This window comes from Candidatus Binatia bacterium (assembly GCA_036504975.1).
Classification (GTDB): domain Bacteria; phylum Desulfobacterota; class Binatia; order UBA9968; family UBA9968; genus JAJPJQ01.
In genome coordinates this window covers 1-23,855 of sequence record DASXUF010000107.1, presented here as the reverse complement: position 1 = coordinate 23,855, position 23,855 = coordinate 1, and the positions used below count along the sequence as shown (strand labels likewise).

General features: G+C 59.8%; 26 protein-coding genes. 19 read left to right on the top strand and 7 right to left on the bottom strand.

Features of this window, described 5'->3' with window-relative positions; all coding sequences use genetic code 11:
- Positions 1-177 precede the first annotated feature (177 nt).
- The 5 genes from VGL70_14475 to VGL70_14455 form a co-directional block, all read right to left on the bottom strand.
- Positions 178-1,416 carry an MFS transporter gene (locus VGL70_14475; protein HEY3304733.1) on the bottom strand — a complete coding sequence of 413 codons (1,239 nt, stop codon included), beginning with the start codon at positions 1,414-1,416 and terminating at the stop codon, positions 178-180.
- Positions 1,409-2,401, bottom strand: a complete 993-nt coding sequence (locus VGL70_14470) for a ParB N-terminal domain-containing protein (GenBank protein HEY3304732.1) — start codon at positions 2,399-2,401, stop codon at positions 1,409-1,411. Before VGL70_14470 ends, VGL70_14475 begins: the two co-directional genes overlap by 8 nt.
- A 172-nt stretch (positions 2,402-2,573) precedes the next feature.
- Positions 2,574-2,786, bottom strand: coding sequence for a ferredoxin (locus tag VGL70_14465; protein HEY3304731.1), 213 nt, complete (start codon positions 2,784-2,786; stop codon positions 2,574-2,576).
- Positions 2,787-2,805: 19 nt separating this feature from the next.
- On the bottom strand, positions 2,806-3,390 hold the full coding sequence (locus VGL70_14460; GenBank protein ID HEY3304730.1) for a glutathione S-transferase family protein: 585 nt from the start codon (positions 3,388-3,390) through the stop codon (positions 2,806-2,808).
- Positions 3,391-3,529: 139 nt separating this feature from the next.
- On the bottom strand, positions 3,530-4,468 hold the full coding sequence (locus VGL70_14455) for an LLM class flavin-dependent oxidoreductase (protein HEY3304729.1): 939 nt from the start codon (positions 4,466-4,468) through the stop codon (positions 3,530-3,532).
- A 119-nt stretch (positions 4,469-4,587) separates the two neighbouring features.
- Here VGL70_14455 and VGL70_14450 point away from each other — a divergent pair, with 119 nt between their 5' ends.
- The 4 genes from VGL70_14450 to VGL70_14435 all read left to right on the top strand — a co-directional run bounded on the left by VGL70_14450 (position 4,588) and on the right by VGL70_14435 (position 6,506).
- Entirely contained in the window at positions 4,588-5,004 is a 417-nt protein-coding gene (locus VGL70_14450) for a threonyl-tRNA synthetase editing domain-containing protein (protein ID HEY3304728.1), read from the top strand.
- A gap of 4 nt (positions 5,005-5,008) precedes the next feature.
- Positions 5,009-5,287, top strand: coding sequence for a hypothetical protein (locus VGL70_14445; GenBank protein ID HEY3304727.1), 279 nt, complete (start codon positions 5,009-5,011; stop codon positions 5,285-5,287).
- Positions 5,288-5,447: 160 nt separating this feature from the next.
- Positions 5,448-6,029, top strand: a complete 582-nt coding sequence (locus VGL70_14440; GenBank protein HEY3304726.1) for a DNA starvation/stationary phase protection protein — start codon at positions 5,448-5,450, stop codon at positions 6,027-6,029.
- Positions 6,030-6,050: 21 nt separating this feature from the next.
- Positions 6,051-6,506: an Hsp20/alpha crystallin family protein gene (locus VGL70_14435; protein ID HEY3304725.1), complete on the top strand. Its 456-nt coding sequence runs from the start codon at positions 6,051-6,053 to the stop codon at positions 6,504-6,506.
- Here VGL70_14435 and VGL70_14430 read toward each other — a convergent pair.
- Positions 6,503-6,904: a hypothetical protein gene (locus VGL70_14430; protein ID HEY3304724.1), complete on the bottom strand. Its 402-nt coding sequence runs from the start codon at positions 6,902-6,904 to the stop codon at positions 6,503-6,505. The two genes, VGL70_14435 and VGL70_14430, sit on opposite strands and share 4 nt — an antisense overlap.
- Positions 6,905-6,979: 75 nt before the next feature.
- Here VGL70_14430 and VGL70_14425 point away from each other — a divergent pair, with 75 nt between their 5' ends.
- The 4 genes from VGL70_14425 (at position 6,980) to VGL70_14410 (ending at position 11,073) form a co-directional block, all read left to right on the top strand.
- Positions 6,980-8,086, top strand: coding sequence for an MBL fold metallo-hydrolase (locus VGL70_14425; protein ID HEY3304723.1), 1,107 nt, complete (start codon positions 6,980-6,982; stop codon positions 8,084-8,086).
- A 136-nt stretch (positions 8,087-8,222) separates the two neighbouring features.
- Positions 8,223-8,900, top strand: coding sequence for an HdeD family acid-resistance protein (locus VGL70_14420; GenBank protein HEY3304722.1), 678 nt, complete (start codon positions 8,223-8,225; stop codon positions 8,898-8,900).
- A 111-nt stretch (positions 8,901-9,011) separates the two neighbouring features.
- A complete protein-coding gene (locus tag VGL70_14415) occupies positions 9,012-10,496 on the top strand; it encodes a cation:proton antiporter (protein HEY3304721.1) in 1,485 nt (494 codons plus the stop codon).
- Between the two features lie 265 nt (positions 10,497-10,761).
- Positions 10,762-11,073 (top strand): hypothetical protein, encoded by a 312-nt coding sequence (locus tag VGL70_14410; GenBank protein HEY3304720.1) that lies wholly within the window; start codon positions 10,762-10,764, stop codon positions 11,071-11,073.
- Here VGL70_14410 and VGL70_14405 read toward each other — a convergent pair.
- The gene (locus tag VGL70_14405; protein HEY3304719.1) at positions 11,070-11,255 is read right to left on the bottom strand and encodes a hypothetical protein; all 186 of its coding nucleotides are present in this window, start codon (positions 11,253-11,255) and stop codon (positions 11,070-11,072) included. The two genes, VGL70_14410 and VGL70_14405, sit on opposite strands and share 4 nt — an antisense overlap.
- A 288-nt stretch (positions 11,256-11,543) precedes the next feature.
- Between VGL70_14405 and VGL70_14400 the strand changes: the two genes are divergently transcribed.
- From VGL70_14400 to VGL70_14350, 11 genes are all read left to right on the top strand, one after another.
- Positions 11,544-12,845: an ABC transporter substrate-binding protein gene (locus tag VGL70_14400; GenBank protein ID HEY3304718.1), complete on the top strand. Its 1,302-nt coding sequence runs from the start codon at positions 11,544-11,546 to the stop codon at positions 12,843-12,845.
- Between the two features lie 4 nt (positions 12,846-12,849).
- Positions 12,850-13,722, top strand: a complete 873-nt coding sequence (locus tag VGL70_14395; GenBank protein ID HEY3304717.1) for a branched-chain amino acid ABC transporter permease — start codon at positions 12,850-12,852, stop codon at positions 13,720-13,722.
- 493 nt (positions 13,723-14,215) lie between these two features.
- The gene (ltrA, locus tag VGL70_14390; GenBank protein HEY3304716.1) at positions 14,216-15,322 is read left to right on the top strand and encodes a group II intron reverse transcriptase/maturase; all 1,107 of its coding nucleotides are present in this window, start codon (positions 14,216-14,218) and stop codon (positions 15,320-15,322) included.
- 25 nt (positions 15,323-15,347) lie between these two features.
- Positions 15,348-15,569 carry a group II intron maturase-specific domain-containing protein gene (locus VGL70_14385; protein ID HEY3304715.1) on the top strand — a complete coding sequence of 74 codons (222 nt, stop codon included), beginning with the start codon at positions 15,348-15,350 and terminating at the stop codon, positions 15,567-15,569.
- Positions 15,570-16,134: 565 nt separating this feature from the next.
- A complete protein-coding gene (locus VGL70_14380; GenBank protein HEY3304714.1) occupies positions 16,135-17,139 on the top strand; it encodes a branched-chain amino acid ABC transporter permease in 1,005 nt (334 codons plus the stop codon).
- 157 nt (positions 17,140-17,296) lie between these two features.
- Positions 17,297-18,043 carry an ATP-binding cassette domain-containing protein gene (locus VGL70_14375; protein ID HEY3304713.1) on the top strand — a complete coding sequence of 249 codons (747 nt, stop codon included), beginning with the start codon at positions 17,297-17,299 and terminating at the stop codon, positions 18,041-18,043.
- Positions 18,044-18,128: 85 nt separating this feature from the next.
- A complete protein-coding gene (locus VGL70_14370; GenBank protein ID HEY3304712.1) occupies positions 18,129-18,884 on the top strand; it encodes an ATP-binding cassette domain-containing protein in 756 nt (251 codons plus the stop codon).
- 194 nt (positions 18,885-19,078) lie between these two features.
- Entirely contained in the window at positions 19,079-20,770 is a 1,692-nt protein-coding gene (locus tag VGL70_14365) for an AMP-binding protein (GenBank protein HEY3304711.1), read from the top strand.
- A gap of 17 nt (positions 20,771-20,787) precedes the next feature.
- Positions 20,788-21,924, top strand: a complete 1,137-nt coding sequence (locus VGL70_14360) for an extracellular solute-binding protein (protein HEY3304710.1) — start codon at positions 20,788-20,790, stop codon at positions 21,922-21,924.
- A gap of 222 nt (positions 21,925-22,146) precedes the next feature.
- Positions 22,147-23,145: a cupin domain-containing protein gene (locus tag VGL70_14355; protein HEY3304709.1), complete on the top strand. Its 999-nt coding sequence runs from the start codon at positions 22,147-22,149 to the stop codon at positions 23,143-23,145.
- A 21-nt stretch (positions 23,146-23,166) separates the two neighbouring features.
- Positions 23,167-23,855 (top strand): ABC transporter substrate-binding protein (locus tag VGL70_14350; protein HEY3304708.1); only part of this gene is annotated, 689 nt, incomplete at its 3' end.

The window sequence follows — 23,855 nt, the reverse complement described above, 5'->3', positions numbered from 1 at the left end:
TCCTCGGAATACTCGGGTCGTACTCTGTGCAGGCTCAAAACGATAGACGCAGATCGACCTCCGGTCATTGGTCTTCGGCAGCACAACACTATCATTTTCATCCGCTGTGCTGTACCCAGTGGTACATGAATTACTCTGTGGTGAAGTGTTCTTCACAGGAAACCCTGAATAGCCCAATTATTTTCCCGTTCCTCGATATAGCCGAAGCGGCACGAGCGTCGCCGCGCCCAGGAGCAAAAAAATTCCCGAGAGCCAGAAGACGGAGAGAATTCCGTAGACGCCGATCATATAGCCGGCGGCGATCGGCGTCGGAATAATCAGGATCTGAGTGACCAGCGAGGCCAGGCCGAACGACGATGCCTGGATGTTGGCGCCGGCGACGTCCATCGTGGCGGCATTGGTGACGTTGATGAGCGTGTAGAAGAAGAGACCGATCGCGCTGACGACGAGCGCGAGCGGAACGCCGGGCGCAGCCACCGCGAGCAGGAAAAATAAAATTCCCAGCGCGATGAACGAAGGAAGCAGCACCGCCTTGCGGCCGAAGCGGTCCGAGAGATGGCCCATCACCGGCTGGGAGATCGTGCCCATCGCGTGCAGCAGCGCGAAATAAACGCCAAGCCCGCCGGGGGAGTAACCGAGATGCTCCTGAATGTAAATGGGCAGGAACGTGCTGACCGTCACGCGCCCCATCTGGAGAAAGGCGGTGGCGAGGCAGATGCCGAGAAAGAGCCGGTTCCGCGCGAGATCGTACACTTCGCGCAGCTCGGCGGCGCGCCACGGGCGCGACTTGGAGCCGACAAAAAAACCCGCCAGGCCGCGCCAGACCAGATAACCGAGAACCAGTGCGGGCACGAGCTGCAGCGCCAGGACCGATTCCCAGTGAAAGGCGACTAGAAGAAGGCCGGCGCCCAACGGCGTCAGCGTATCGCCGATCGTCGCGCCCATGCCGTGCACGGCCAGCGCCGTCGCGCGCCGCTCGGGAAACCGGTTGGAGAGCGACGCCGATGCGGCGGGATGCCACAACGCCGTGCCCAATCCCACCAGGCCCGAAGCCACCAGCGCCCAGAAAAACGCCGGCGCGATTCCCATGAGGAAGTAAGCGGCGCCCATCGAGGCGAGCGCCGACGCGAGGATGAGCCCGCGATGGCGTACCGCTGCGTCGGCGAGCATGCCCGAAGGAAGATCGAGCGTGCCTTGGGTAAAATTTCGCGCCGAGTTGAGGGCGCCGACCTGGACATCGCTGAGGCCGAGCCCGGCTTTGATCGACGGCAGAACCACCGGATAAAATTGCTGGAACCAGTGAATGAAAAAGTGGCCGCCGGTGATGACGCCGATGAATTTCAGACGCTCCGCGCCGACTTCGCGGACGGCGTCCAGCATGCGAGCGCCGCGAGAGACTCCGGCCGGCTTATTCAACGGCCGCCTCCGGCGCGCCGCCGGAGCGGGCCAGATCCTCCATCTTCACTTTTTCCGGATTGAATTTGGCCGCCGCCTTCGTCATCCGCTCCATCGTCTCGTCGAAGCCGAGCGGCGCGGCGTCTTTGGGCCGGAAGCGGAGCGGGTTGATGCGCGCGACGACGAAGCTTCTGAGATAGGGGCTGGTCATGCCGCGCGCCTTCAGAGCCTCGACTTGCTTGACGACCAGGTCGTCGAGCTCGATCAATGCCCTGGCGCGCGCCGCGCGTGTCTCCAGCGCCGTCTTGAGCGGTCTTTTCAGAAAGTTATCCACTCTTCTCAACACCGGATGATACGCGCCGCCGCTGAAGCGCGGGCGCTCTTCGTAGCAAAGTCCCAGCGTGATGAATGCCGCCTCCTCGAATTCCAGAGCGTAGCTGTCCTCCCCGGCGTCGTCCAGCGTGGCCAGCTCGCGGTACATGCGGATCACTTCGAGAGCCTTCTCGCGGAGATTGTGCGCCTTCTCCGTGTTGAGCGCGAGAATTTGATACGCCGCGGTCTCCTCGGGCACGATGATCGCCGTTATACACTTGGCGCCGAGAGTGCGCATCGCGGAAAGCCGGTGATGGCCGTTCGGCGTCCAATAGCGGACGCCGTTTTCACCGGCTTTCTTCGTCCGCACGACGATGATCGGGTCGAGAAACCGGCCGAGCTTGCCGATGACCGTTTCGAGCCTGCGCACGTGCGTGTCGGAGAGATTGCGCTGGTACGGAGTGGGCTCGACCTGATCGATCGGTAGAGCGGCGAAAATCACCCACCGCCCGCCATAGGGCTCGCAGTAGGCGCCGAGCACTTTGCCGCCGTCGCGCTCGACGGCGCGTCCCAGCTCGGCGATTTCCTGAGGCGCCGCGCCCGACTGCAGCTCGGTCGCAGTCAGGCCGCAGGATTGTCCCGCGGGTTTTTTTCTTCGCTTGCCCGGCGCTTTCTTTGGTTTTTTCTCAACCACGATGGAGAATAAAGCCGCCTCGAAGTCGTGAACGTAGTTTTTCGTGCTTCGACGGGCTCAGCACGAACGGACAATCAACGATTGAATACTAAACCCGTTCGCCCCTTCGATGAACTCAGGGCAGGCTCTGAGACTTGTCGAAGGGTGAGCGCGGGATATTTCAGCAGCCTGCTCAGGGAAAGATTCTCTTCCCGCTTTCTTCATCGTCGAGGAGGATCGCCTGGACGGGGCAGAACTTGGCCGCTTTCATAATATCTTCGTCGCCGTCGCCGTGGGGATCGAGGACGATCGCTTTGAATTCGCCGTCGATGTCGAAGACGTTGGGCGCGATCGAGGCGCAGTTCCTGACGCCTCGGCACTTGCTTCTGTCTATCGTAATCTTCATTGCTCCCGACGCCCGGTTGTTATGCCGCGACGGCTTGAAGCGAGTCGAGTTTCAAGCTGCGCCGCATGAGGTCCATCCATCTGAGGAGATTTCTGTGCTCCGGGGGGATCGCGTATTTGACCACGGTGTAGAGATAGTGAAGTTGGACGAAGATCGCGATGTCGGCCATCGTCATCTGACCGAATATGAACTGCTTGTCGGTGAAAAAATGGTTCAGCGTGTGGAAGTGGATATCGAGGCCTTTCTCCGCCTCCTTGCGCGCCTCCGGAGTTTCGGCGCGCCGCAGCATGCGTATGGCCATATTCAAAACCTCGTCGGCCCAGTCTTCAAGCATGAGGCAGTGCCCTTTGTCCGAGGGGTTTTTCGGGTAAATGCTGTTGTGGGGATGTTTCGCCTCCAAATGTGCGCAGATGAAGGTTGAATCGATGACGCATTGGCCGTTGTATTCCATGACCGGGACTTTCCGCTGGCCCGAGAAATCGATCAGCGGCTGGCGGTCGGGTTTCACGTCGAATACTTCGTAGGAAAGGTTTTTCATTCTGAGTACGATCCGCACCTTCTCGCAGAACATGGAAGTCTCGCTTTGGTAGAGTTTGATGCCCATGGTCATCTCCTTTCCAAAACTCGTCTCCTGTTTGACTCTTTACTCCAACAGGGCGTCCTCAAGCAAGGATGAAGGATGAAGGCGGAAGGCTGAAAGGAACAAGGGTCCAATCCGAATTTCATCCTTCATCTTTCAGCTTTCATCTTTGGACTCTCGGGATCACCTCTCCCGCGAGGACTTCCATCTGCTCCATCATGTCGAAGACCGGATTGAGGGCGAGGACGCGCGCGCCGGCGGCGGCGATCTCGCTCAACTGCGCGGCGCATTCTTCCGCGCTGCCCCAGACCGAAACTTTCTCCGAGAGGTCCGGCGCGCCATAGTACAAGCCGAACCATTCTTTCAGTCGCTTCGCCGCGCGGCCGCGGTCGCGATCGACGGCGATGTAGACGCGCTTGCCGATCGTGAACTCCGCCGGGTTCTTTTTTGTTTCGGCGAGAGCTTGCCGCACGATTTTCACCTGCTCTTTGAAATTCGCCGTCGCCGACGAGCCCGCGCCGATAAAACCGCTGCCCCGGAGCGCCGCGCGCCGGAGCGCCGCCGGCTCGTTGGCGCCGAACCAGATCGGCGGGTGAGGCTTCTGGCACGGCTTCGGCACGAGGGTCGCGTTCTTGAGCTGCCAGAACTTTCCTTCGAAGGTGACGTTTTCCTCGGTCCACAATTTTTGTATGAGAGTCAGCGCTTCGTTGAACCGGGCAAGCCGTTTGTCCGGCGAAAGGCCGTACGCCTGATAAAGCCGGGTCACCGCCCCCAGCCCGACGCCGGCGATGAGCCGTCCCTGGCTCAACTGATCGAAACTGGCGAGGCTCTTCGCGAGCTGAATGGGATTGCGCAAGTTGATCAGGAAGACCGCCATGCCGAGACGCGCGCGCCGCGTGACCGCGGCGGCATAGCTCAGCATCGTGATGCCTTCGATCGCGGCGGGAGCCTGTCGAAGCATCGCCTGCTCCTGCACCCAGATGCTGTGAAAGCCCAGCTCCTCGGCGCGCCGCAGGTAACGTTGTATCTCATCGACATTTACGGGCAGGCTCGTGTGTATTTGCGGCGCCGCGATGCCGAACTTGAGGTCGTTCTCAGCCATGGGGTTCTCCGTTACGACGGAAGTTGATATGAACAACCATATCAGCGATTCAATTTCCTGTTCAAGCCGGCGCGCGCCCGCTTTGCATCGGTACTTTCCTGCTGCTAACTTCATCGGCAATGAAGTTACTCTGCTTTCAAGCCAAGCAGTTTCGCTGGAAGACGCACTCGAAGACGCTGGCCGAAGTCCCGGATCGGGAAGCCGAAGAGAGCGTCGCCGAAGCGCTGGTGATTTTTCTCCATGCCGAGGCCGCCGACGAAAATAGCGAGCGGCGAAGCTCGCTGCTAAGACAAACTCTCAAGCACATCAAGTGGCTGGCGAACAAGCGCGGGCTCAAAAATGTCGTGCTCCACTCTTTCGCCCATCTCGGCGGCGAGAGCGCGTTGGCGCCGTTCACGGAAACTTTCATGAATGAGGCCAGCCAACGTCTCCGCGGCGCCGGCTACTCGGTATGGCTCACTCCTTTCGGTTATTTCTGCGAGTGGGATCTGAGCGTCTATGGCGACAGCCTGGCGAAGGTGTGGAAGGAGATTTAGGCAGATGAAAAAAGGTAAAAACGGTCTTAGAAAGCGCCGTTTTCAACTGCACTGGGGCGGCGGATGGATCGCCGAAGAGGCGCGGTCCAAGACGCAATATCACGAGCCGTCCATCCAGCTCCTCGCGTTCGATTCCGGGCAGAAGTCGCTCCGATTTTGTTACTATCACGACGGCTTTTATCAGGGTGGGCCGTTGATTCTGGGGCAAAATCATCTCGTCGGCTTGCGCAAAGAGATCCGCAAGAACAAAACCATCCACGCGCTGCTGAAAAAGCTGGTTTGAAGTTCTTTGCGGCGGTCTCTTAACCGAACTCAGGCCTTTCTCCCTTCCAAGCTCGGTACTTACCCTAATTTAGACCGCCCGGCGGCGTGCTAGTTCTGTAAGTAAGCACCGTTCGCGTGTGAAGTTTGCACTTTAGTAAAATCCCGGAAGGAGAATAAATATGGCAAATGCCGCCGCACATAGACACGCTTCCCAGCCTGCCGAGCGCGACAGGGCAGGCGAACCGATCAAATCTTTTCCGGCTCCGAAGCCGTTGGCGACGCCGACCGACCTCAAGCCGGAAGAAGTCCGCGCCGTCGTCGAAGCGGTGAATCCGCTGATCGCCGATGCTTTCGCCCTTTTCGTTAAGACGAAGAACTTTCACTGGCACGTCGCCAGCTCGCATTATCGCGATTATCACCTGCTGTTGGACGAGCAGGCGCAATCGATCTTCGCGTCGATCGACCCACTGGCCGAGCGCGTGCGCCGCATCGGCGGCACGACCATCCGGAGCGTGTCGCATATCGCCCAGCTTCAAACCATCGGCGACGACAACAACGAGTTCGTGCCGCCGGACCGGATGATTCAAGAGCTGATCGAGGACAACCGCCGCGTTGCCGAAAATCAGCGCGCCGCAATCGAGATTTGCGATAAAAACCGCGACACGCCGACCGGAAATATTTTGCAGGAACTTCTCGACGAGACCGAAAAGCGCATCTGGTTTCTTTACGAAATCAGCACCGGCGGTAAGAATGAACGCTGATCGATGGATGAAGGAGGCTGGATGGCAACCGAGACACAAACGATTCCGGTTCGGATTTACAACGCCGATGAGCATATCGTCCTGGCCGCGCCGCTTCCCGGGCTGGAGCCGGAAAACATTTCTGTGACGATTGCGGGGAACAAAGTGGAGATCAAAGGCGAAGAGCGCGGGCCCGGCCAGCATCGCCGCGACGTGATTCTCGACGAATGGACCATCGGTCCCTACTATCGCAAAGTTTCGCTTCCCGAGGCGGTGGACGGCCGACTGACGAACGCGACGTACGGAAACGGCGTGCTGGTTCTTTCGATGCCGAAGCAGAAAAAGGATAATCCGGCCGCCGGGGTCAACTTTCAACTCCATCCGATCGAAGCCACGCGTGGCGAACGGATCGGCCACGCCGGCATGGACGTTCATCCCACCGCGTCGTCGGAACACGAAAAAAAGCACGAAGCCGAAAAGAGAACATCACGGGACTAGCGCGTGCGGTCAATGACGGAAACCTGATAATCTGAAGCCGCGGTTCCGTTGAGGGTCAAGGTATAATGAAACTCCCTGCCAGAGTTTTCTCCGCGTAAGTATACGTAAAGAGCCTTTTCCTCGAGCATGGGTTTGAACTTCGTCACTGTCAGGGTGGAGGGATACCCGTCAGGATGCAACCGGGAAACCGTCTTTTTGAACGTCTCGACAGGGACATAACTTCTCGCCTTGTTCGCGAGTAGGGCGTAGCCTTCATCGAAATTCTGTTTAATCAACGTGATCTCGGCAAACTCCAACGCCCGCTTGCCCGCCAGTTCTTCATTATGCTCGATGGGTTTTGAACACCCCATAAACCCAACAGGCACTATCAATAAAAGAACAGTCAAACAGAAATACACGGTCGTTTACGCACTCCTGCGAATACAGCTCGCTTGATGCAACTCAATCGAAGCACTAACATAGTTTGCGGATCCATGAAAACCACCGCGCGCAGGACCGCCTTCGGCCTGATTCTTTGGCTTGGCGCCGGCGCGGCCAATCCGTACTTCGATCCCGCGAAGCCGCATCACACGCCCGAAGGTTTCCGCAACCTCTATCCACACGCGGAGAAGGGCAGTTTTTGGAAATGGAAATTCGAGCAGTGGCGCGACGGGGTGCCCTCGGCGCCGGCCGGCGGCTGGAATTTTCCTCTTCTCAAGCCCGACGTCGCGTTCCTCAAGTCGAACCGCTCCGCCGACACGCTTACGTGGATTGGCCACGAGAGCTTCCTCGTGCAGCTCGGCGGTCTGAATATTTTGGCTGATCCGCATTTGACCGAGCGCGCGTCGCCGTTGTCCTTCGCCGGTCCCAGGCGTGTCGTTCCGCCGGCGCTCGATTTCGCCGATTTGCCGCACATCGATATCGTTGTCGTCTCGCACAATCACTACGATCACATGGACAAGGAGACGCTGGCACGGCTGGCGGCGCAGGCGGGAGGACCGCCCCGTTACTTCGTCGGCTTGGGCCTCAAGCGATGGTTCGAGGCGCTCGACATCCAAACCGCAGACGAATTCGACTGGTGGGACAGCCGTGTCGTCCAGGGCCTGACGTTCCACTTTGTTCCGGTGCAGCACTGGAGCAGGCGGACGCCGTGGGACGCCAACAAGACTTTATGGGGCGGCTGGTTGATCGAATCGCCGAATTTTCGCTTTTTCCACGCGGGCGACGCCGGCTACTCGCGCGATTTCGCCGACATCCGCGCGCGCTTCGGCCCGATCGATCTCGCCGCGCTCCCTGTCGGCGGTTACGCGCCGCGCTGGTTCATGCGGATCTATCACCTGGATCCGGACGAAGCGGTCACAGCTCACAAGGATCTCGGCGCCCGCTTTTCGGTCGGCATGCACTGGGGAACGTTTACCGGTCTCACCGACGAGCCGCTCGACGAACCGCCGAAGCGGCTGTCCGAGGCGCTGAAGCGCGAGGGGATATCGTCCGGGAATTTTTTTCTCATGCGCCACGGCGAGACCCGGCTGCTCGAACGCGACGGCGGGAATTCGCTTGCGATCCGTCGGGTAGGCAGCGGCGCGCCAACTCTTCGGTGAATTCCGAAAGTTCCTCGCTACCCCACTCTTTCTAACGGCTCTCGGGTTTTCTCTCGTCTGGAATTAGGTAATCCACCCGATTTGGGTCCCGGGCTCCTCGGTCGTATAGGAGTTTGTAAGTCAAGGAGGTTGGAACATGAAGGCCGAAGGCGAAATGGGGCAGGATCTCGCAGCCGGGGAAAGTTTCTATGACTTGGAAAACATTAAAGAACAGATGAGATTGCGTTTTGCGGTGGACGGTCTCGCCCGGAACTGGTGGGCCGTGTTGCTGCGCGGCGCGGTGGGAATCGTGTTCGGTCACGTGGCGGTCGTTGCGCCCGTCACCTCGCTCGCCGCGCTGGCTCCGATGTTCGGCGTGTACGCCTTTACAGACGGGGCGCTCGCCGTGATGAGCGCGCTTCGGCGGCGCGGCGGCCGCGGCGCCTGGTGGGCGATCGTCCTAATCGGAGTCGTGGGCATGGGAACGGGATTGGTGGCGCTCGCCTGGCCCGGCGTCATGGAGCAGTTTTCTCTCAGCGAATTGGTCGCCCCCTGGGCGCTCGTCACCGGTGTGCTCGGAATGATCGCCGCCGTCCGGCTGAGGGAAGGCATCGGCGGCGAGTGGCTGCTCGCGCTCAGCGGCACCGTCTCGATCGCTCTCGGCGCGCTGCTCGCGCTTTTCCCGAACGCCAAGGAGGTGGCGGTCATTCTTGGCATCGGTGCGTATGCTCTTGTCTTCGGCGTGCTGCTTATCGCGCTGGGGCTGCGCCTGCGATCGCGAAGACCGCAGGCGCCGGCCGCCGCCGCGCCCGAACAGGCATGGGCGGATCTTTGAAATGGACGAGGTAGGATACCTGCGAAATCGACTCGCTACATTTTTTGTCCGCACGCCCACCCAAACGACGCTGTATAAACTGCCGCGCGCTGATATGATGGCTCCGCCCTTATGGAGTTCTTCAGCGCGCAATTTTTTATTTTGACCCTGGCTCTCGTCGGCGTGGTGATCATCGTCGCCGCGCTGCTCTCCGGGCTGATCGACCGGAGCGACGTGCCGCAGGTCGGTGTCTTTCTCGCCCTCGGCGCGATGCTCGGTCCCGCGGGCCTGCAACTCCTCGACGTCTCTCTCGATTCGCCGGTCCTGCGCGTCGTCGCGACGCTGGCCCTGGTCCTTGTGCTGTTTACTGACGCGGTCGGCTTGAGCGTCGCCGAGGTGCGCCGCCATCGTCTCCTGGCCGCGCTCGTTCTCGGACCCGGAACCCTCTTGTCGGCGGTTTTGATCGCGCTCGCGGCCTGGTGGCTGCTGGATTTCCCGCCGGCGTCGGCGGCGATGATCGGCGCGGCGTTGGCCTCGACCGATCCGGTAATGCTGCGCGGCCTTCTCAGACGCCCCGGCCTTCCCGAGCCGGTCCGGCTCGCGCTCCGGCTGGAAAGCGGCTTGAACGACGTGGTGCTGCTGCCGATCATTCTCGTCGGCATGGCCATCCTGAGCGAGCAGCATCTCGCGGGAATCGATTCCGCGCGCTTAGGTCTCGAGCTTTTTCTCCTCGGGCCCGGCGCCGGCGTCGCGGTCGGTTTGCTCGCCATCGGCGCGCTCGAGCTGGTGCGGCGCAAGACCGGCGTCAGGCGCGACTACGAGTCGCTCTATTCGTTGGGCGTGGCGTTCGCCGCCTACGCGGCCGCCGAAGCGGTGCACGGAAGCGGCTACCTGGCCGCGTTCTCGGCGGGACTGACGATCGCGGCGCTCGACGTCGAACTTTGCGACTGCTTCCACGAGTACGGACAAACCACGGCGGAGATGACGCTCCTCTTTACCTTCATCCTGTTCGGCAGCTCTCTGATCTGGCGCGGACTGCTCGAAATTAACGCGACGACGCTCTTCTTCGCACTCGTCACGCTGCTGATCAGGCCGATCGTTTTCTTTCTTTCCCTCGCCCGGACCGACTTGGACCGGCGGAGCCGATTATTGATCGCGTGGTTCGGACCGCGCGGCCTGGGCTCGCTGCTTTTGATTCTCGTGCCGGTTTTTGCCGGCGTGCCCGGAACCGAGCCGTTGTTCGTCATCTGCTGTCTCGTCGTGTTGCTCTCTGTCGCGCTGCACGGCGGATCGCTGATGTTTCTGGCGCGAAAAGCCTGCCCGGCGGTCCCCATGACGGTGAATCTCACCGCGGCGAGCCCTTCGGCCGCGAAAGACGGCGATGCGCAATCGCCGGCGGCCGGCGACTCCGACGATCGCATGACGGTGGAAGAGTTTCGCCGGCTCGGGCTATCCGGCGCGCCGGTTCTGGTCGTGGACGCGCGCAGCGAGGCGAGCTTCGGCGCCAGCGCGTATCAAGCGCAAGGCGCTTTGCGAATACCGCCGGACCAGGCGCTCCGGCGAATCGCCGAGCTCAACGTCCCGCGACACACCTGGATCGCCGTTTTCTGCGCTTGACCCGACGAAGCGACGAGCGCCCGTGTGGTGCGAGAGCTTAGGCGCGCGGGATGGGAGAGGGCGCGCGCGCTCGTCGGAGGCTGGGATGCCTGGCAGGCGGCGGGGCTGCCGATAGAGGAAAAGGCCGCTTCCGCCAATCGCTAAAAATGAGCGCCGGCCTCGAATCAGTAAATTTTACCTGCCGGCTTTTACTTTTTGACCGGACATTGAAGGCTGGATTTCTGCGACTTGTTTGATCTTACTGTGTTTTCATTTGGCACGGCGCTTGCCAAACTTAGTTATCAACATGGACGGGTCCAACCACAAGAAGCTCGATATATGCGAAGGCTCGCACCGGCAGAAGTGCAAGGTGTGCGGCTGTCAGGATAAGTTCGACTTCCACGTTCTCGATGCCGTGTGGAAAAAAGTCGTGCCGACGCGCTTCCGGAACAAAGTCGTGTGCCTGGCTTGTTTCGACGAATTCGCATGCCGGCGCCGCATCGACTATGCCGATCATCTCGAAGAGCTTTACTTTGCGGGCGATCGCGCGATGTTTAAATTTCAGCCTGTGGCGGCGGAAAATATTGAAAACGTTTAGCTGCAGGTGCCGTCGCGGCGCTTGGCCTTGCATTCGTTGCACAGCTCGCCGAACATGGGCGGCGAAGTCTGTTCGTCGTAATTTTTTGCGGGCCAGTTGGAGCAGTTGCTGCAAAAGTGCCACGTGTCTCCGTCGTTCTTTTTTCTGCACGCATCCGTCTCGAGCGCTCTTCTGTAGGCCATTCGATACTCCTAAACTTTCAACTTTCGTAGTGCCGGTAAAATCCGCCGCGGGATAAAATGCGGCGGTCTTGCAGCCGTGGAACTTAGTCGAAGCTTCGGGGCGCTACAATTAGGTGAATACCTGAAGAAGCGTCGGGTAAATGCCGGAGTTAAGCATCCGCGTCGCCATCCGGATCGTCGAGTCAGTTTTTGGGATTGATGGTTCAGCTTCGCCGTATCTCTCTCTCAAGCGGCTTGACAGAGCGCCTAGGAACTAAGATAGACTCTGCCTTCAAAGGAGGGCACGAGATGAGGAAGAAAACGCATCGTCTGTCGTGGATGATCGGGGTCGCGGCCATGACCCTTCTGGTCTTTTCCGCCACCGTCGGCTTCGCCCAGCAGAAAGCGCAGCCGATCGTCATCGGCGCTCCGCTCTCGACGCAATATCTCTACGGTTGGGACGCGCAAAGGGCGATGGCGCTCGCGGTCGAAGAGATCAACGCCAAGGGCGGCGCGCAGGTAGGGAGCGCGCGCCGGCCGCTCAGGCTCGAAACGCTCGACACCAGGGACTTGGAGCCCGGCGTGCCGCTCTCCGAAGCGCTGCTGGTCGTGGAAAAATTAATTTTGGAAAAAAAGGCGGACGTTCTCATGGGCGGGCCCGTGCGCTCCGAGGCGGCGCTGGCGGCGATGGATCTCATCGCCAAATATAAGAAGGTATCGATCTTGACGACCGGCGCGCTGACCCCGGCCTACCATCGGCGCATCGGGGAGAATTACGTCAAATATAAATATCTCTTCCGCATCACCAGCGAGGCCGGACAACTGGCGAAAGAAGCGATGGATTTATTCGAGAGCTTGAAGCAGGAGCACGGCTTCGATTCGATCTTCATCATGGTGCAGGACGTGGCGCACGCGCGCGCGATCGCCGACATCGTGGGGAAAAATCTCGGCGCGAAAGGATGGAAGATCCTGGGGACGGAAGTTTATCCAACGGGCGCGCTCGATTATTCGACCGGCTTGCTGAAGGCGCGCGACCAAAAGGCGCAGATTCTTTTCGTCTGGATGGACCATCCGGAGATCGCGATTTTGGTGAAGCAGTGGAAGGACTTGAAAATTCCGGCGCTCCCGATCGCAGGCATCTCCAGCGCGGTGGAACAGCCCGGCGGCTGGGCGGCGACCGACGGCGCGGTCGCCTACTGGATCGCCTCGCCCGCCAACGCCGGCAACGCGCCGTCCAACGCGACGCCGCTCACGATGAAATTTTACGAGGCGTATAAGAAGCGCTGGCTGGTCGAGCCGGAGGGCTACGGGACATCCAGCAGCTACACCGCCGTCTATGTCCTGGCGGACGCCATCCGGCGCGCCGGCTCGCTCGACGCCGACAAGCTCGTCGCGGCGTTGGAGAAGACCGACATGCTTTCGGTTTACGGAAAAATCGCCTTCGATCCCAAGAGCCATCAGGTTATCCCGAGCTACAATCCCAAAGAAGGCGCCGTCGGCACCTGGTTCCAGTGGCAGGACCAAAAGCGGATCGTCGTCTGGCCGAGCCCGATCGCGATGGGGAAGGTCCGGATGCCTCCCGGAGTGACGGCGAAGGGCGAAGCGAAGTGACGGCATGCTGCCATCGCTGCTCGTCTATGGCCTGATCAACAGCGTCACTCTGGCCCTAACCGCGCTCGGTTTTTCCCTTACCTACGGCATCAGCCGGGTCGCCAACTTCGCGCATGGCGCGCTTTACGTCCTGGCCGGTTTTGCCGCGTGGTTTTTTCTCAACCGCCTGCGGCTGAATTATTACCTCGCCGCGCTGCTGGCGATTTTATTCATCGCGCTCGTCGGCGCGGCGATTTATCGCTTGGCGCTCGTGCGCGTGCGCGGCATGCCGCTCCTGGAAATCATCGTGACGTTCGCGTTGGGCACGGCGGCGCTGGAGGCGCTGCGTTATTTCGGCTTTCTCGGTTCGAATTATAGCCTGCCGCCGCTCTTTCGCGGCACCGTCGACCTGCTGAACGTCCCGGTGGACGCGCAGCGCCTCGCGATCGTCGCGCTCGGCGGCGCGCTGGTTTTTCTTCTCTGGCTCTTCACGCACCATACCCGCATCGGCCTCGCCTTCCGCGCGATGGCCCAGGACGAGCAAGCCGCGATGATGCTGGGTATCGATTCGGATACCATGGCGACGCTCAGCCTCGCGATCGGCGCCGCTCTCGTCGGGCTTGCCGCCATCGTCGTGCTCCCGCTCGGTTTCCTCGCCACCGAGTCGGGCGCCAACGTTCTCGTTTCCGCCATCGCCGTCTGCATTCTCGGCGGGCTGGAGAGCACGGCCGGCGTGATCGTCGCGAGCCTGCTCATCGGCTACGCGCAGATTCTCACCGTCGCGTACCTCGGGCCGCACTATCAAATGATCGTCGCCCTCTTTGCGATCCTGATGACGTTGATCCTGAAGCCTTCCGGCTTGTTCGGAAAGCACAAAGAGCTTGAGGAGAGAGTGTAATGGCATCCGAACTTCGTGTGCTTCGGAGCGCCAGGATAAGCCTGGCCGATCTAATATTCTGAAAGGAGGATATCTTGTAAATTGCCCGTTCGACAAGTAGCCGCGCAAGCGTGAGGGGGAGTGATTCCACTGGCGAAGCCTTGCAAGGCGAACACGCGAGCCGCAGCGTAAGCGAACCCGTTTCGGCCTCGTTACACGAAAAGATAAGAGTGGCCAGTCTGCCGAAGAACGATGAAGCCTGGAACCGGCGATGAAGCAACGGGCGCGAGCAGTCGTCGGACTCTTCGGGGTGAGAGGGGGCAGCGCGCGTGGAAAGATCGGTTGAGGAACCTGGGAGGCCCGCAGGGGCAGGAACAGCCAAGAGGAATAAATAACTCGTGGCGGGTCCCTGCTGGGAGTCGGACAAGCCCATAGTAGCGAGGAAGCGGGTAACGACCGTGGAGCGAAGGGGCTTGAGCAAAGACATGCTTATGGAAGAGAGGGGGAAAGCCGCTTGGATGAAAATCCCACTACGGAAGAGCTGAAGCTTGCCGAGGCCAAGGCCGAAGGCGAGCCTTTGGGGAAACTTTCTCTTTTGAGACGTAAGCTTAGTCAGAAGGCCAAGGCGGAGCCGAAGTTTCGGTTTTACGCATTGTATGACCGGATCTATCGGAAAGACGTGCTTTGGGCGGCATGGGAGAAGGTGCGGGGGAATGGTGGAGCAGCCGGCCTTGATGGCGTGAGTATCGAGGGAATCGAGAAAGCCGCCGGAGGAGCCGAGCGGTTGGTAGACAGACTTCACCGGGAGCTTCGGCCCAAGATCTATAAGCCCAAGGCGGTACGGCGCGTCTACATCGACAAACCGGACGGGAGGAAGAGGCCGCTGGGAATCCCGACGGTAGGCGACCGGGTAGTGCAGACGGCATGTTTGCTGATCTTGGAGCCGATCTTTGAGGCGGACTTTGAGGAGTGTAGCTACGGGTTTCGCCCTGAGAGAAATGCACACCAGGCGCTCGAGGAGATACGCGGTCACATACGGGCCGGGTATCAAGCGGTGTATGACGCCGATCTTAAGAGCTACTTTGATTCGATCCCTCATGAGCGGCTTTTGGCGTGCGTCAGGATGCGGGTGGTGGATCGATCGGTGCTCAAGCTGATTGATAGGTGGCTTAAAGCGCCGGTCGTGGAGTCGGTCGAAGGAAGAGGCGGAGGAGATGGGGTGACGGGCAAGCGCAACCGCAAGGGAACGCCGCAAGGGGGAGTGATTTCCCCCTTGTTGTCGAATCTGTATCTTCACTGGTTCGACAAGGTGTTTCATCGAGTGTCGGGACCGGCCTATTGGGCAAACGCCCGGCTGGTCCGATATGCCGATGACTTTGTGGTGTTGGCGCGTTATCAGGGAGAGAAGCTTCAGGGGTGGATCGAATCGAAGCTCGAAGAGTGGATGGGGCTTGAGATCAATCGGGACAAGACGCGGGTGATGAACCTTAAGCGAGAAGGAGAGAAGCTCGATTTCTTGGGTTACACGTTTCGCTATGACCGCGATTTGAGAGGCAAGCGCCACCGTTATCTCAACGTGACCATATCGGAGAAGGCTCTGAGAGCGGCAGAAGCTGCGTGAGAGGATCAGCAAAGAGCGCTGCTTCATGCCGCTGCCGCAACTCATCGAGGAGCTCAACGGACATCTTGGGGGTTGGGCGAACTACTTTAGCTATGGTTATCCGCGCCAAGGGTTTCGAGAGATCAATGCCTACGTACGTGAGCGTCTTACGCAACACGTGAGACGTAGAAGCCAGCGGCCCTTTAGGCCACCCGAGGGAGTCAGCTACTACGAGCACTTCAACCGCATGGGTCTGCTGTACTTGTAGAACCAACTCTGGGAGTGGTCTGCGCATGGCCTGAGAGGAGAGTCTTTGCGAGAGCCGGATGAGGGAAATCTTCATGTCCGGTTCGATGAGGGGTGAGTGAGCCGTGTTATATCCAACATCGCTCACTCGCCTACTCTACTAATACTATGCTTAATAGTTTTCGCGGTTTGCGCAAATTTACCTGTCGCCCAGAGTTGTTAAAGGGCGGGGATTTGCTCGCGCCAAGACGCCAAGAACGCAAAGAAATCGAGGAATCCCCCTTTCATCCCCCTTTGACAAAGGGGGAAAGAGGGGGATTTGAGGAACCTTGGCGCCCTTTGCGTCTTTGCGCGAGATATTTCGACTTTAGGTTGCGGCTCCGCCGCGCTAGGCTCTTCGTGGTGAGAGGATTTTAACCACCCTTCGATGGACTCAGGGCGGTGAGCTCAGTCGAACCGCGAAGGACACGAAGGTCACGAAGGAATACAATAAATGCTCGCGCAAAGGCGCAAAGGACGCCAAGTTCGGAGAAAAATCATTTTTCTTTGCGCTCTTGGTGTCTTGGCGCGATGAATGATTGAAGTCTATGGCCAAGCGTTTGGAAAGAATCGACCGGCCGATCAAAGTCCTGACGGAGGACATCTACACACTCAGCTCGCTCCGCAACATGCTCTACGTCGCCGCACCGCGGCTTCTGCCGGCGCTGCTGCTTTTTCTGGTTCCGCTGGTGACCGAGAGTCTCTACATTCAGAGAGTGGCGACGCTGACGGCCATCTATGCTCTGCTCGCGCTATCCTGGGATTTTATCGCGTTCTCCACCGGCCTGGTTTCTCTCGGCCAGGCCCTGTTCTTCGGCATCGGCGCCTATCTCGCCGGCCTGCTCAATCTAAATTTTGGCTTGCCGCCGTCGCTCACGCTCCTGCTTGCGACGATTCTCGGCGCGTTGATCTCGACGGCGCTGCTGGCGCCCTGCCTGCCGCTCCGGGGAATTTATTTTGCCATGACGACGCTCGTCTATCCGCTTCTCATGGCGCGCATTATCGAGGCGACCGCTATCGTCGGAGGGACGGATGGACTCGTCGGCGTGGAATCGTTTCCCGATATCCGGGTGGAGCGCTATCTCATTTTGATTTTTCTTCTCGCCGCGACGTTCGCGTTGCGGCGCTTCATGACGACGGACTTCGGCCTCGTCCTGCGCTCGATCAGCGACAACGATCAGGCGGTCAGGGCCTCGGGCATCAACGTGACGCTCTACAAGCTCGTTGCGCTCTGGATCGGCTCGGCGCTCGGCTGCTTCGCCGGCGCCTATTTCACGCATCTCTACATGTTCGTCGGCCTCTCGGCCTTCTCGCTCGATCTCTCGATCCTGCCGATCGCCTGCGCCGTCGTCGGCGGCATCGGGACCTTGGCAGGCCCCGTGCTCGGGGCCTTTATCCTGGTGCCGCTGGCGGAGATGCTGCGCGACCTCGGCACGCTCCGGATCGTCGCTTACAGTCTGCTCCTCGTCGCGCTGGTTCTCTTCAAGCCGGAGGGGATCATGAGTTACTTGAAACGCAAGTACGAGCAGGTGGAACGTTGGGTGGAGGTATAAGAGGGAGAGTCCTCGGGACGCGAGTTTTCGGCCGCGGCCGATAGGGTAGTGCCATGAGTCGAGCCTCCCTAGTCGGACGTCCGCAGCCTCATCCTCGCGTCCCTCGGCCTCTCTTGGAAAGAGGTGGAGATGGGAATTATCGAGGAAAGTAGCTGACGTGGAGTTACTAACTCTAAAGGAAATTTCAAAAAGTTTCGGCGGCGTCAAGGCGCTCGACCGCGTGAGCTTCTCGGTGGCGGAAAACGAGGTCGTGGGCATCATCGGCCTCAACGGCTCGGGAAAAACCACGGCGGTGAACGTCATCACGGGATTCACCGAGCCCGACTCGGGCGAGGTCCGATTCAAGGGCAAAAAGATCACCGGTTTGCCGCCGCACAAGATCGCCACGCTCGGCATCGCGCGGAGCTTCCAGACGGTGCGGCCGTTCCACAATCTGCCGGCGTATAAAAATCTGATTGTGCCGCTCTATTCGCCGCGAATCAGAAAATTCACTGAGAGCGGCCGCTGGGGCGACCGCGACACCGTCGCCCTGGATCTATTGGAAGAGGTCGGCTTCGAGCGCGACTCGCACGTGCCGTACAAGCCGGCGTCGACGTTGCCGCATGGATATCTCCGGCGCTTGGAGCTCGCGCGCTGCCTCGCGCTCCGGCCGGATCTCCTCATCACCGACGAGCTTTTTTCCGGCTTGAGCAGCTCGGAGGTGTCGAGCATGGTGCCGCTGATTGAAAAGCTGCAGGATCGCGGCATGACCTTGATCATGGTGGAGCACCGCTTAAGGGAGCTTTTCCGCTTGGCGAATCGAGTGGTGGTGATGGACCGCGGACACAAGGTCGCCGAAGGGCCGCCGGCGGAGATCGTCGAGAACAGCACGGTGAAAGAAACCTATCTCGGAGCGGAGCTGTAGATGCTTCGACGGGTTCAGCATGAACGGTGCCTCAAGCGTTTCAGCCGTTCGCCCTGAGCGTGTCGAAGGGTGAACGGAATTTGTTGTGAAGCGACTTATGCTCGACGTCGAAAACCTCATGGTCTTTTACGAGAACGGCCTCGCCGTCAACAACGTGACCTTGAACGTCGGCGAGTCGGAGATCGTCGGCCTGCTGGGCTCGAACGGGGCCGGCAAATCGACTCTGATGTACACGATCTCGGGCATCATCCTGGATCGAAAGATCAAAGAGGAGAGACGAGGCGGCGAGAAGATCACCGTGGTGGGGCAGGTGAGCTACCAAGGGCGCGATATCGGCGCAATGAAACCGAGCCGCCGCGTAAGAGACGGGATCGTCCTTTGCCCGGAGCGCAGGCGCATCTTTCCCGAAAGCACCGTGCTGGAGAATCTCAAGATCGGCGCGACGCTGAGAAGCCGCGCTGAGGCGAAACAGACTCTGGCTTACGTCTGGGATCTGTTTCCCACTCTCTTCGAGTTGCGCCGCCGGACGGCGGGATTCTTGAGCGGCGGCGAGCAGCAGATGCTCGCGATCGGCCGGGCGCTGATGGCGAAGCCGAGCCTGCTGTTGTTGGACGAACCGCTGCTCGGCCTCGCGCCCGCGCTCCAGATCAAAGTCATCGACGCGGTCCGAAACATCGGCCAACTGGGAATCACCGTCCTCGTCGCCGATCAATACGCCCGGCCGCTGCTGCCGGTGATCGACCGAGGCTACGTGATCGAAAGCGGCTCGATTACGGTAGAAGGGACGGGCAAGGAGTTGATGAACAACCCGCACGTCAGGGCGGCCTATTTTGGTATATAGGCAGGGCAAGACGGCTCACCTAACCGTCCGCCGTCCTGGGAGTCTCTCTCCGGGCCGATGCGATATGGCGGTGTTACACTGAACCGAACTGCTGCCGGTGTTTCTTAGGCACGGTTGATGTTTCTCGTCCCACGCATCGGCCCTTCGAAACACCCCCAGCTACGGCGGTTGCTTAGTTGTGCTATGGCAGTGAGTTGACGCGAAAGAGAGAGGTCGTTGCTTTGGAATCGGCGCTGAAAAAGATGATCGAGGAAGAGCGGACGATCCTCACGGCGTTCGAGCGCAGCGCGGAAAAATATCCGGACAACACCGCGCTGATATTTTTGGGCACGCGCTTCAGCTACCGCCGCTTGCGCAAGCTGATCGATAGCTTCGCCGCCGCCGCGAGCGCTCTCGGCGTCAAGCTCCAGGACCGGGTCCTGATCTACCTGCCGAACTCGCCGCAGTGGATCGTGGCTTATCTCGGGCTTCAGAAGATCGGCGCGGTGCCGGTTCCCGTCTCGCCGATTTATCCTCCGTACGAGCTCGAGTTTCTCCTGAACCACTCGGTCTCGAAGACGGTCATCTGCGCCGACACCAATTTTGGCTACGTCAAAGAGGTGCTGCCGAAGACCGGCGTCGAGCGGATCGTCGTGACGCGGGTCGCGGACCTGCTGCCTGCCGGAAAAAGAATTTTCGGCAAGCTCTTCGACAAACTCTTGGAAGGCTCCGTGAGCCGCCAGGAGCACTTATTTTTCTTCCGGGATTTAATCCGGAAATATCCGCCGACACTGCCACAGGTCGATATCGACCCGAAAAATCACATCGCCCACATCCTTTATACCGGCGGCACGACCGGCTTTCCCAAAGGCGTGCCCCACGGCCACCTGGAGTTGCTCAGCGGCATCGTCGGCGTGCGGGAAGTTTATCGGGCCGTGGTCAAGGAATCCCAAAACACGCTGATCATGCCGCTGCCGCTCTTTCACATGTTTTCCCAGGACATGGTGTTCGCGCTCGGCCTCCATCTCGGCAACACCGTCGTCATCGCTCCCAAGCCGAGCATCGACGCCGCTTCCGCGTCGATTCAGGCGTACAAGGGAACGCTTTTCGCCGGCGTCCCCAGCCTCTACCGGCTGATTTTGGAAAACGAGCGCTTCGAATTTTACGATCTCAAGAGCCTTAAATATTGCTGGAGCGCGGGCGACGCTCTTCCGGCGGAAGTGGCTTTGCGATGGAAAGAGAAAGTCGGCGTGGCTATCTATCAGGTCTATGGCTCAACCGAGACCGTCTGCATGTCGGTGACCCCGCCGGATACGACGCCCGCGCCGCGGAGCGTCGGCCGCATGATACCGACCCGGGTCGCCAAAGTTCTCGATCCGGAAACATTGAAGTCGGTCGCGCCGGAGGAAGGCGGCGAGTTGATCGTCGGTTCCGATTACTCCTATTTAAAGGACGGATATCTGGACAACCCGGCCGAAACCCAGGAAACGTTCCTCCGGCTCGACGGCAGGACGTGGTGCCGGACCGGAGACTACGTCAAGCTCGACGCCGACGGCGAGATCGAATTTATCGACCGCAGAGCGGATCTCATCAAGCATAAAGGGTATCGCGTCTCTGCCGCGCGGGTGGAATCCGTCCTCCAGGATCATCCGGCGGTCGTCGCGGCCTGCGTCGTCGGCGTGCCGGACGTGATCGCCGGCGAGCAGGTGAAGGCGTTCGTCATCATGAAGGAGGACATCCGCGGGGTGACCGCGTACGATCTTCTCAAGCACTGCCGCGAGCGCCTCCTTCCCTACGAAGTGCCGGACTATATAGAGTTTAGGGACATGCTGCCGAAATCCAAAGTCGGGAAGCTGCTCAGGCGCGAGATGCGCGACGAGGAGCAGAGAAAAGCGGCGCGGACGTAATGGAAAGGGGGCTGAAGATGAAGACGGAAATCGGTAACTTCGTAGCCGTCGGACTCTTGCTACTGGGATTATTCTTTGATGCCGCCGCGCTTCCGGCGGCGGAAACGAAGCAAGCGGAATGGGAGAGGATCGTGCGCGCCGCCGAGCAAGAGGGACAGGTCGTCGTCTACATCGCCGGTTACGAGGCCGTGATCGAAGCGGGCGCGTTCCAGAAGGCTTATCCCAAGATCAAAGTCGTCACCGTGACCGGCTCGGGCACGCAGCTCGCCCCGCGCATCGCGTCCGAGCGGCGCGCGGAAAAATATCTCGCCGATGTTTACAACGGCGGCGGAAACTCGCTCTATCAGGTCCTCCACCTGGGAAAAATGCTTGAGCCGATCAAGCCCGCGCTGCTCATGCCCGAAGTTACCGACGAGACCAAGTGGTGGGAGGGCCGGCACAAATACGTGGACCCCGAGGGCATGTACATCCTTGTCTATGAGGGCGATGTTCGCAGCGGCGGCGGGGGAGCCTACAACACGAAGCTCTTGAACGTGAAGGACTACAAATCCTATTGGGATTTTTTAACTCCCAAGCTCAAGGGAAAGATCGTCGCCATGGACTTGCGGCAAGTGAGGGGGACGAGTACGCCGTGGCAATACCTTTACTATAACACGCTGCTCGGGCCGCCGTATTTGAAGCGCCTTTACGGCGAGATGGAGGTCGTCATGTCGGCGGATTTGCGCCAGGCCGTCGACTGGCTGGCTACGGGTAAGGTGGTCGTTTGTCTTCCATGCCAGAGCTCCGCCGTAGCGAAAGCGGACAATCAAGGGCTTTCCGTGGACATGTTCGAGCCGTTTCAGTTCAAGGAAGGTGTCTCGATCTCTTCGGCGTTCGGCCAACTGGCGCTGATGAATCGCGCGCCGCACCCCAACGCGGCCAAAGTCTTCGTCAATTGGCTGCTGTCGCGGGAAGGCCAGACCGTTTTCCAGAAAGTCATGAGCCAGCCGGGCGATGCGCGCGACTCGCGGCGCGTCGACGTGCCGAAGGACCACGTTCCTCCGGCGGAGCGGCGCAGAGACGGCATGAAATATTTCGATATCGACGATCTGAATACAAAAGACATCCGGCCGGTCACGAAATTGCTCGACGAAATCCTGGCGGCGAAGAAGTGACGCCGCCCCATAGACGGCGTCATCCTGAGCGCCAGACAGCGCGAAAAACCCGTTCATGGTTCGACAGGCTCACCACGAACGGGAGGAGACCAGCCGTTCGCCCTGAGCCGCGTCGAAGGGCGAACGGCATGTTCTTACACATCCCTGGACAGATACCCAGCCGGTTGTCAGCCGCGGCGATTTTGGATAAAAGTAAAGCATTCCATTTTACGAAAGAAGACCATGGCCAATCCACCACCGAGATATGAAAAACCTCGTAAATTTCTAAGAGGCATCGAGAGCATAACCTACTCGCTCACGGAGATGCGCCGCCAGTGGCTCGCTGCGGTGCCGCGCGTGATCACGAAAGACTACCGCGACTATCTCGGCGCCGGCGCGCGCGAGAAGAACATCGTGAGCCCCACAAATGAGCCGTTTGTCACGCACAGCGTCCAGGCGCACTTCGTGACTCTGGGTCCGGGCGCGCGCGATAAGGGGCACGGCCATCAGAACGAGGCGTTCTTTTTCATCCTCGAAGGACGCGGCTTCGATGTGCACGACGGCGAGCGCTACGACTGGGAGACCGGCGACGCAGTCGCAGTGCACAACGACTCGGTCCACTGGCACAACAACGCCGACCCCGAGCATGGCATGGTGGCGCTGGTGATGAAGGCGAAGCCGCTGTGGATTTTTTTGGGACTCCACCAACAGGGGCCGATAGGCACCGCGCCTTCAAAAGAAGACGACCGCTGGGGCCCGCCGGTCGATTTTCCGATCATCCGCGCGCCGGAAGACGTGAAGCTCAAGAAGGTCATCAAGCCGGCGGATACGCCGTGGCAGGTTACGCCGCATGGAAAGATCCGTCTACTGGCGGATGCGACCGTGCCGCTGCGCGTGAAGGCGATCGACGTCCACTTGCAAGAAATTCCCGGCGGCAGCCGCTCCGGCCGGCAGTGGCAGATGCAGGACGAGCTGTTCTACGTGCTGGAGGGCAACGGCTACGATCTCCACTGGGAAGTCGACGTCGAGATCACCGACAAATACCACGCCCGAATCGCCAAGGAGCCGAGCCGCTGGGAGTGGAAGCAGGGAGACATGGTCTACATTCCGCACAACACGATCCATCAGCACTTCAACGCCGAGCCGGGCAAACCGGTGCGGCTGATCTCCGGTTCGAACCGGATTTATAAACAGATCGGCTACTCTCGCGTGGAGCAGTTGGAGAACGCGCCGGAGTATTGAAGAAAGGATGAAAGCGGAAGGATGAAGGCTGAAATTTTCCGTTTTCATATTTCGCTTCCTCAGGTCGTCGTAGCTGCCCTCTTCGTCGGTGTTTCCGCACGCGCTTTCGCGGGCGACGCCGCGCTTTCACCCGAAGCCGAGTGGGAAAAGACCGTCAAGGCCGCGGAGCAGGAGGGCGAAGTCGTCATTTATAAACTGCGCTCCGACATCGATTGGAGCGGCTTTCAGAAGCGCTTTCCCAAAATAAAGCTCGTGCGCGAGGCGGCGCCCGCGTCGCAAGTCCTCCAGCGCATCATGGCGGAGAGGAGAGCGGAAAAATTTATCCCCGACATCGTCATGCTGGGCGGAGGAACCTCCACCTCGCTGCAAAAAGCCAACGTTCTGGAGGCGATGAGCCCGGCCTTTATTTTGCCCGAGGTAAAAGATCAGACGAGGTGGTTCGAAGGCAAGCACCATTACAACGACAGCGACAATCGCTACGTCTTCGTCTACGCGGCTTTCCCTTTGCGCCTGTTGGCCTACAACACGAAGGCGGTCGATACAAAAGCGATCGCTTCGTTCTGGGACCTTTTGGATTCAAAGTGGAAAGGCAAAATCACGGCGAAGGACCCGAGAGACCCGGGCGGCGGAAGCCCGCTCTTATTTTTCTACTACAACCCTCAGCTCGGACCTGATTTCATCCGCAAGTTGCTGACGGGCGGCAACTTGAC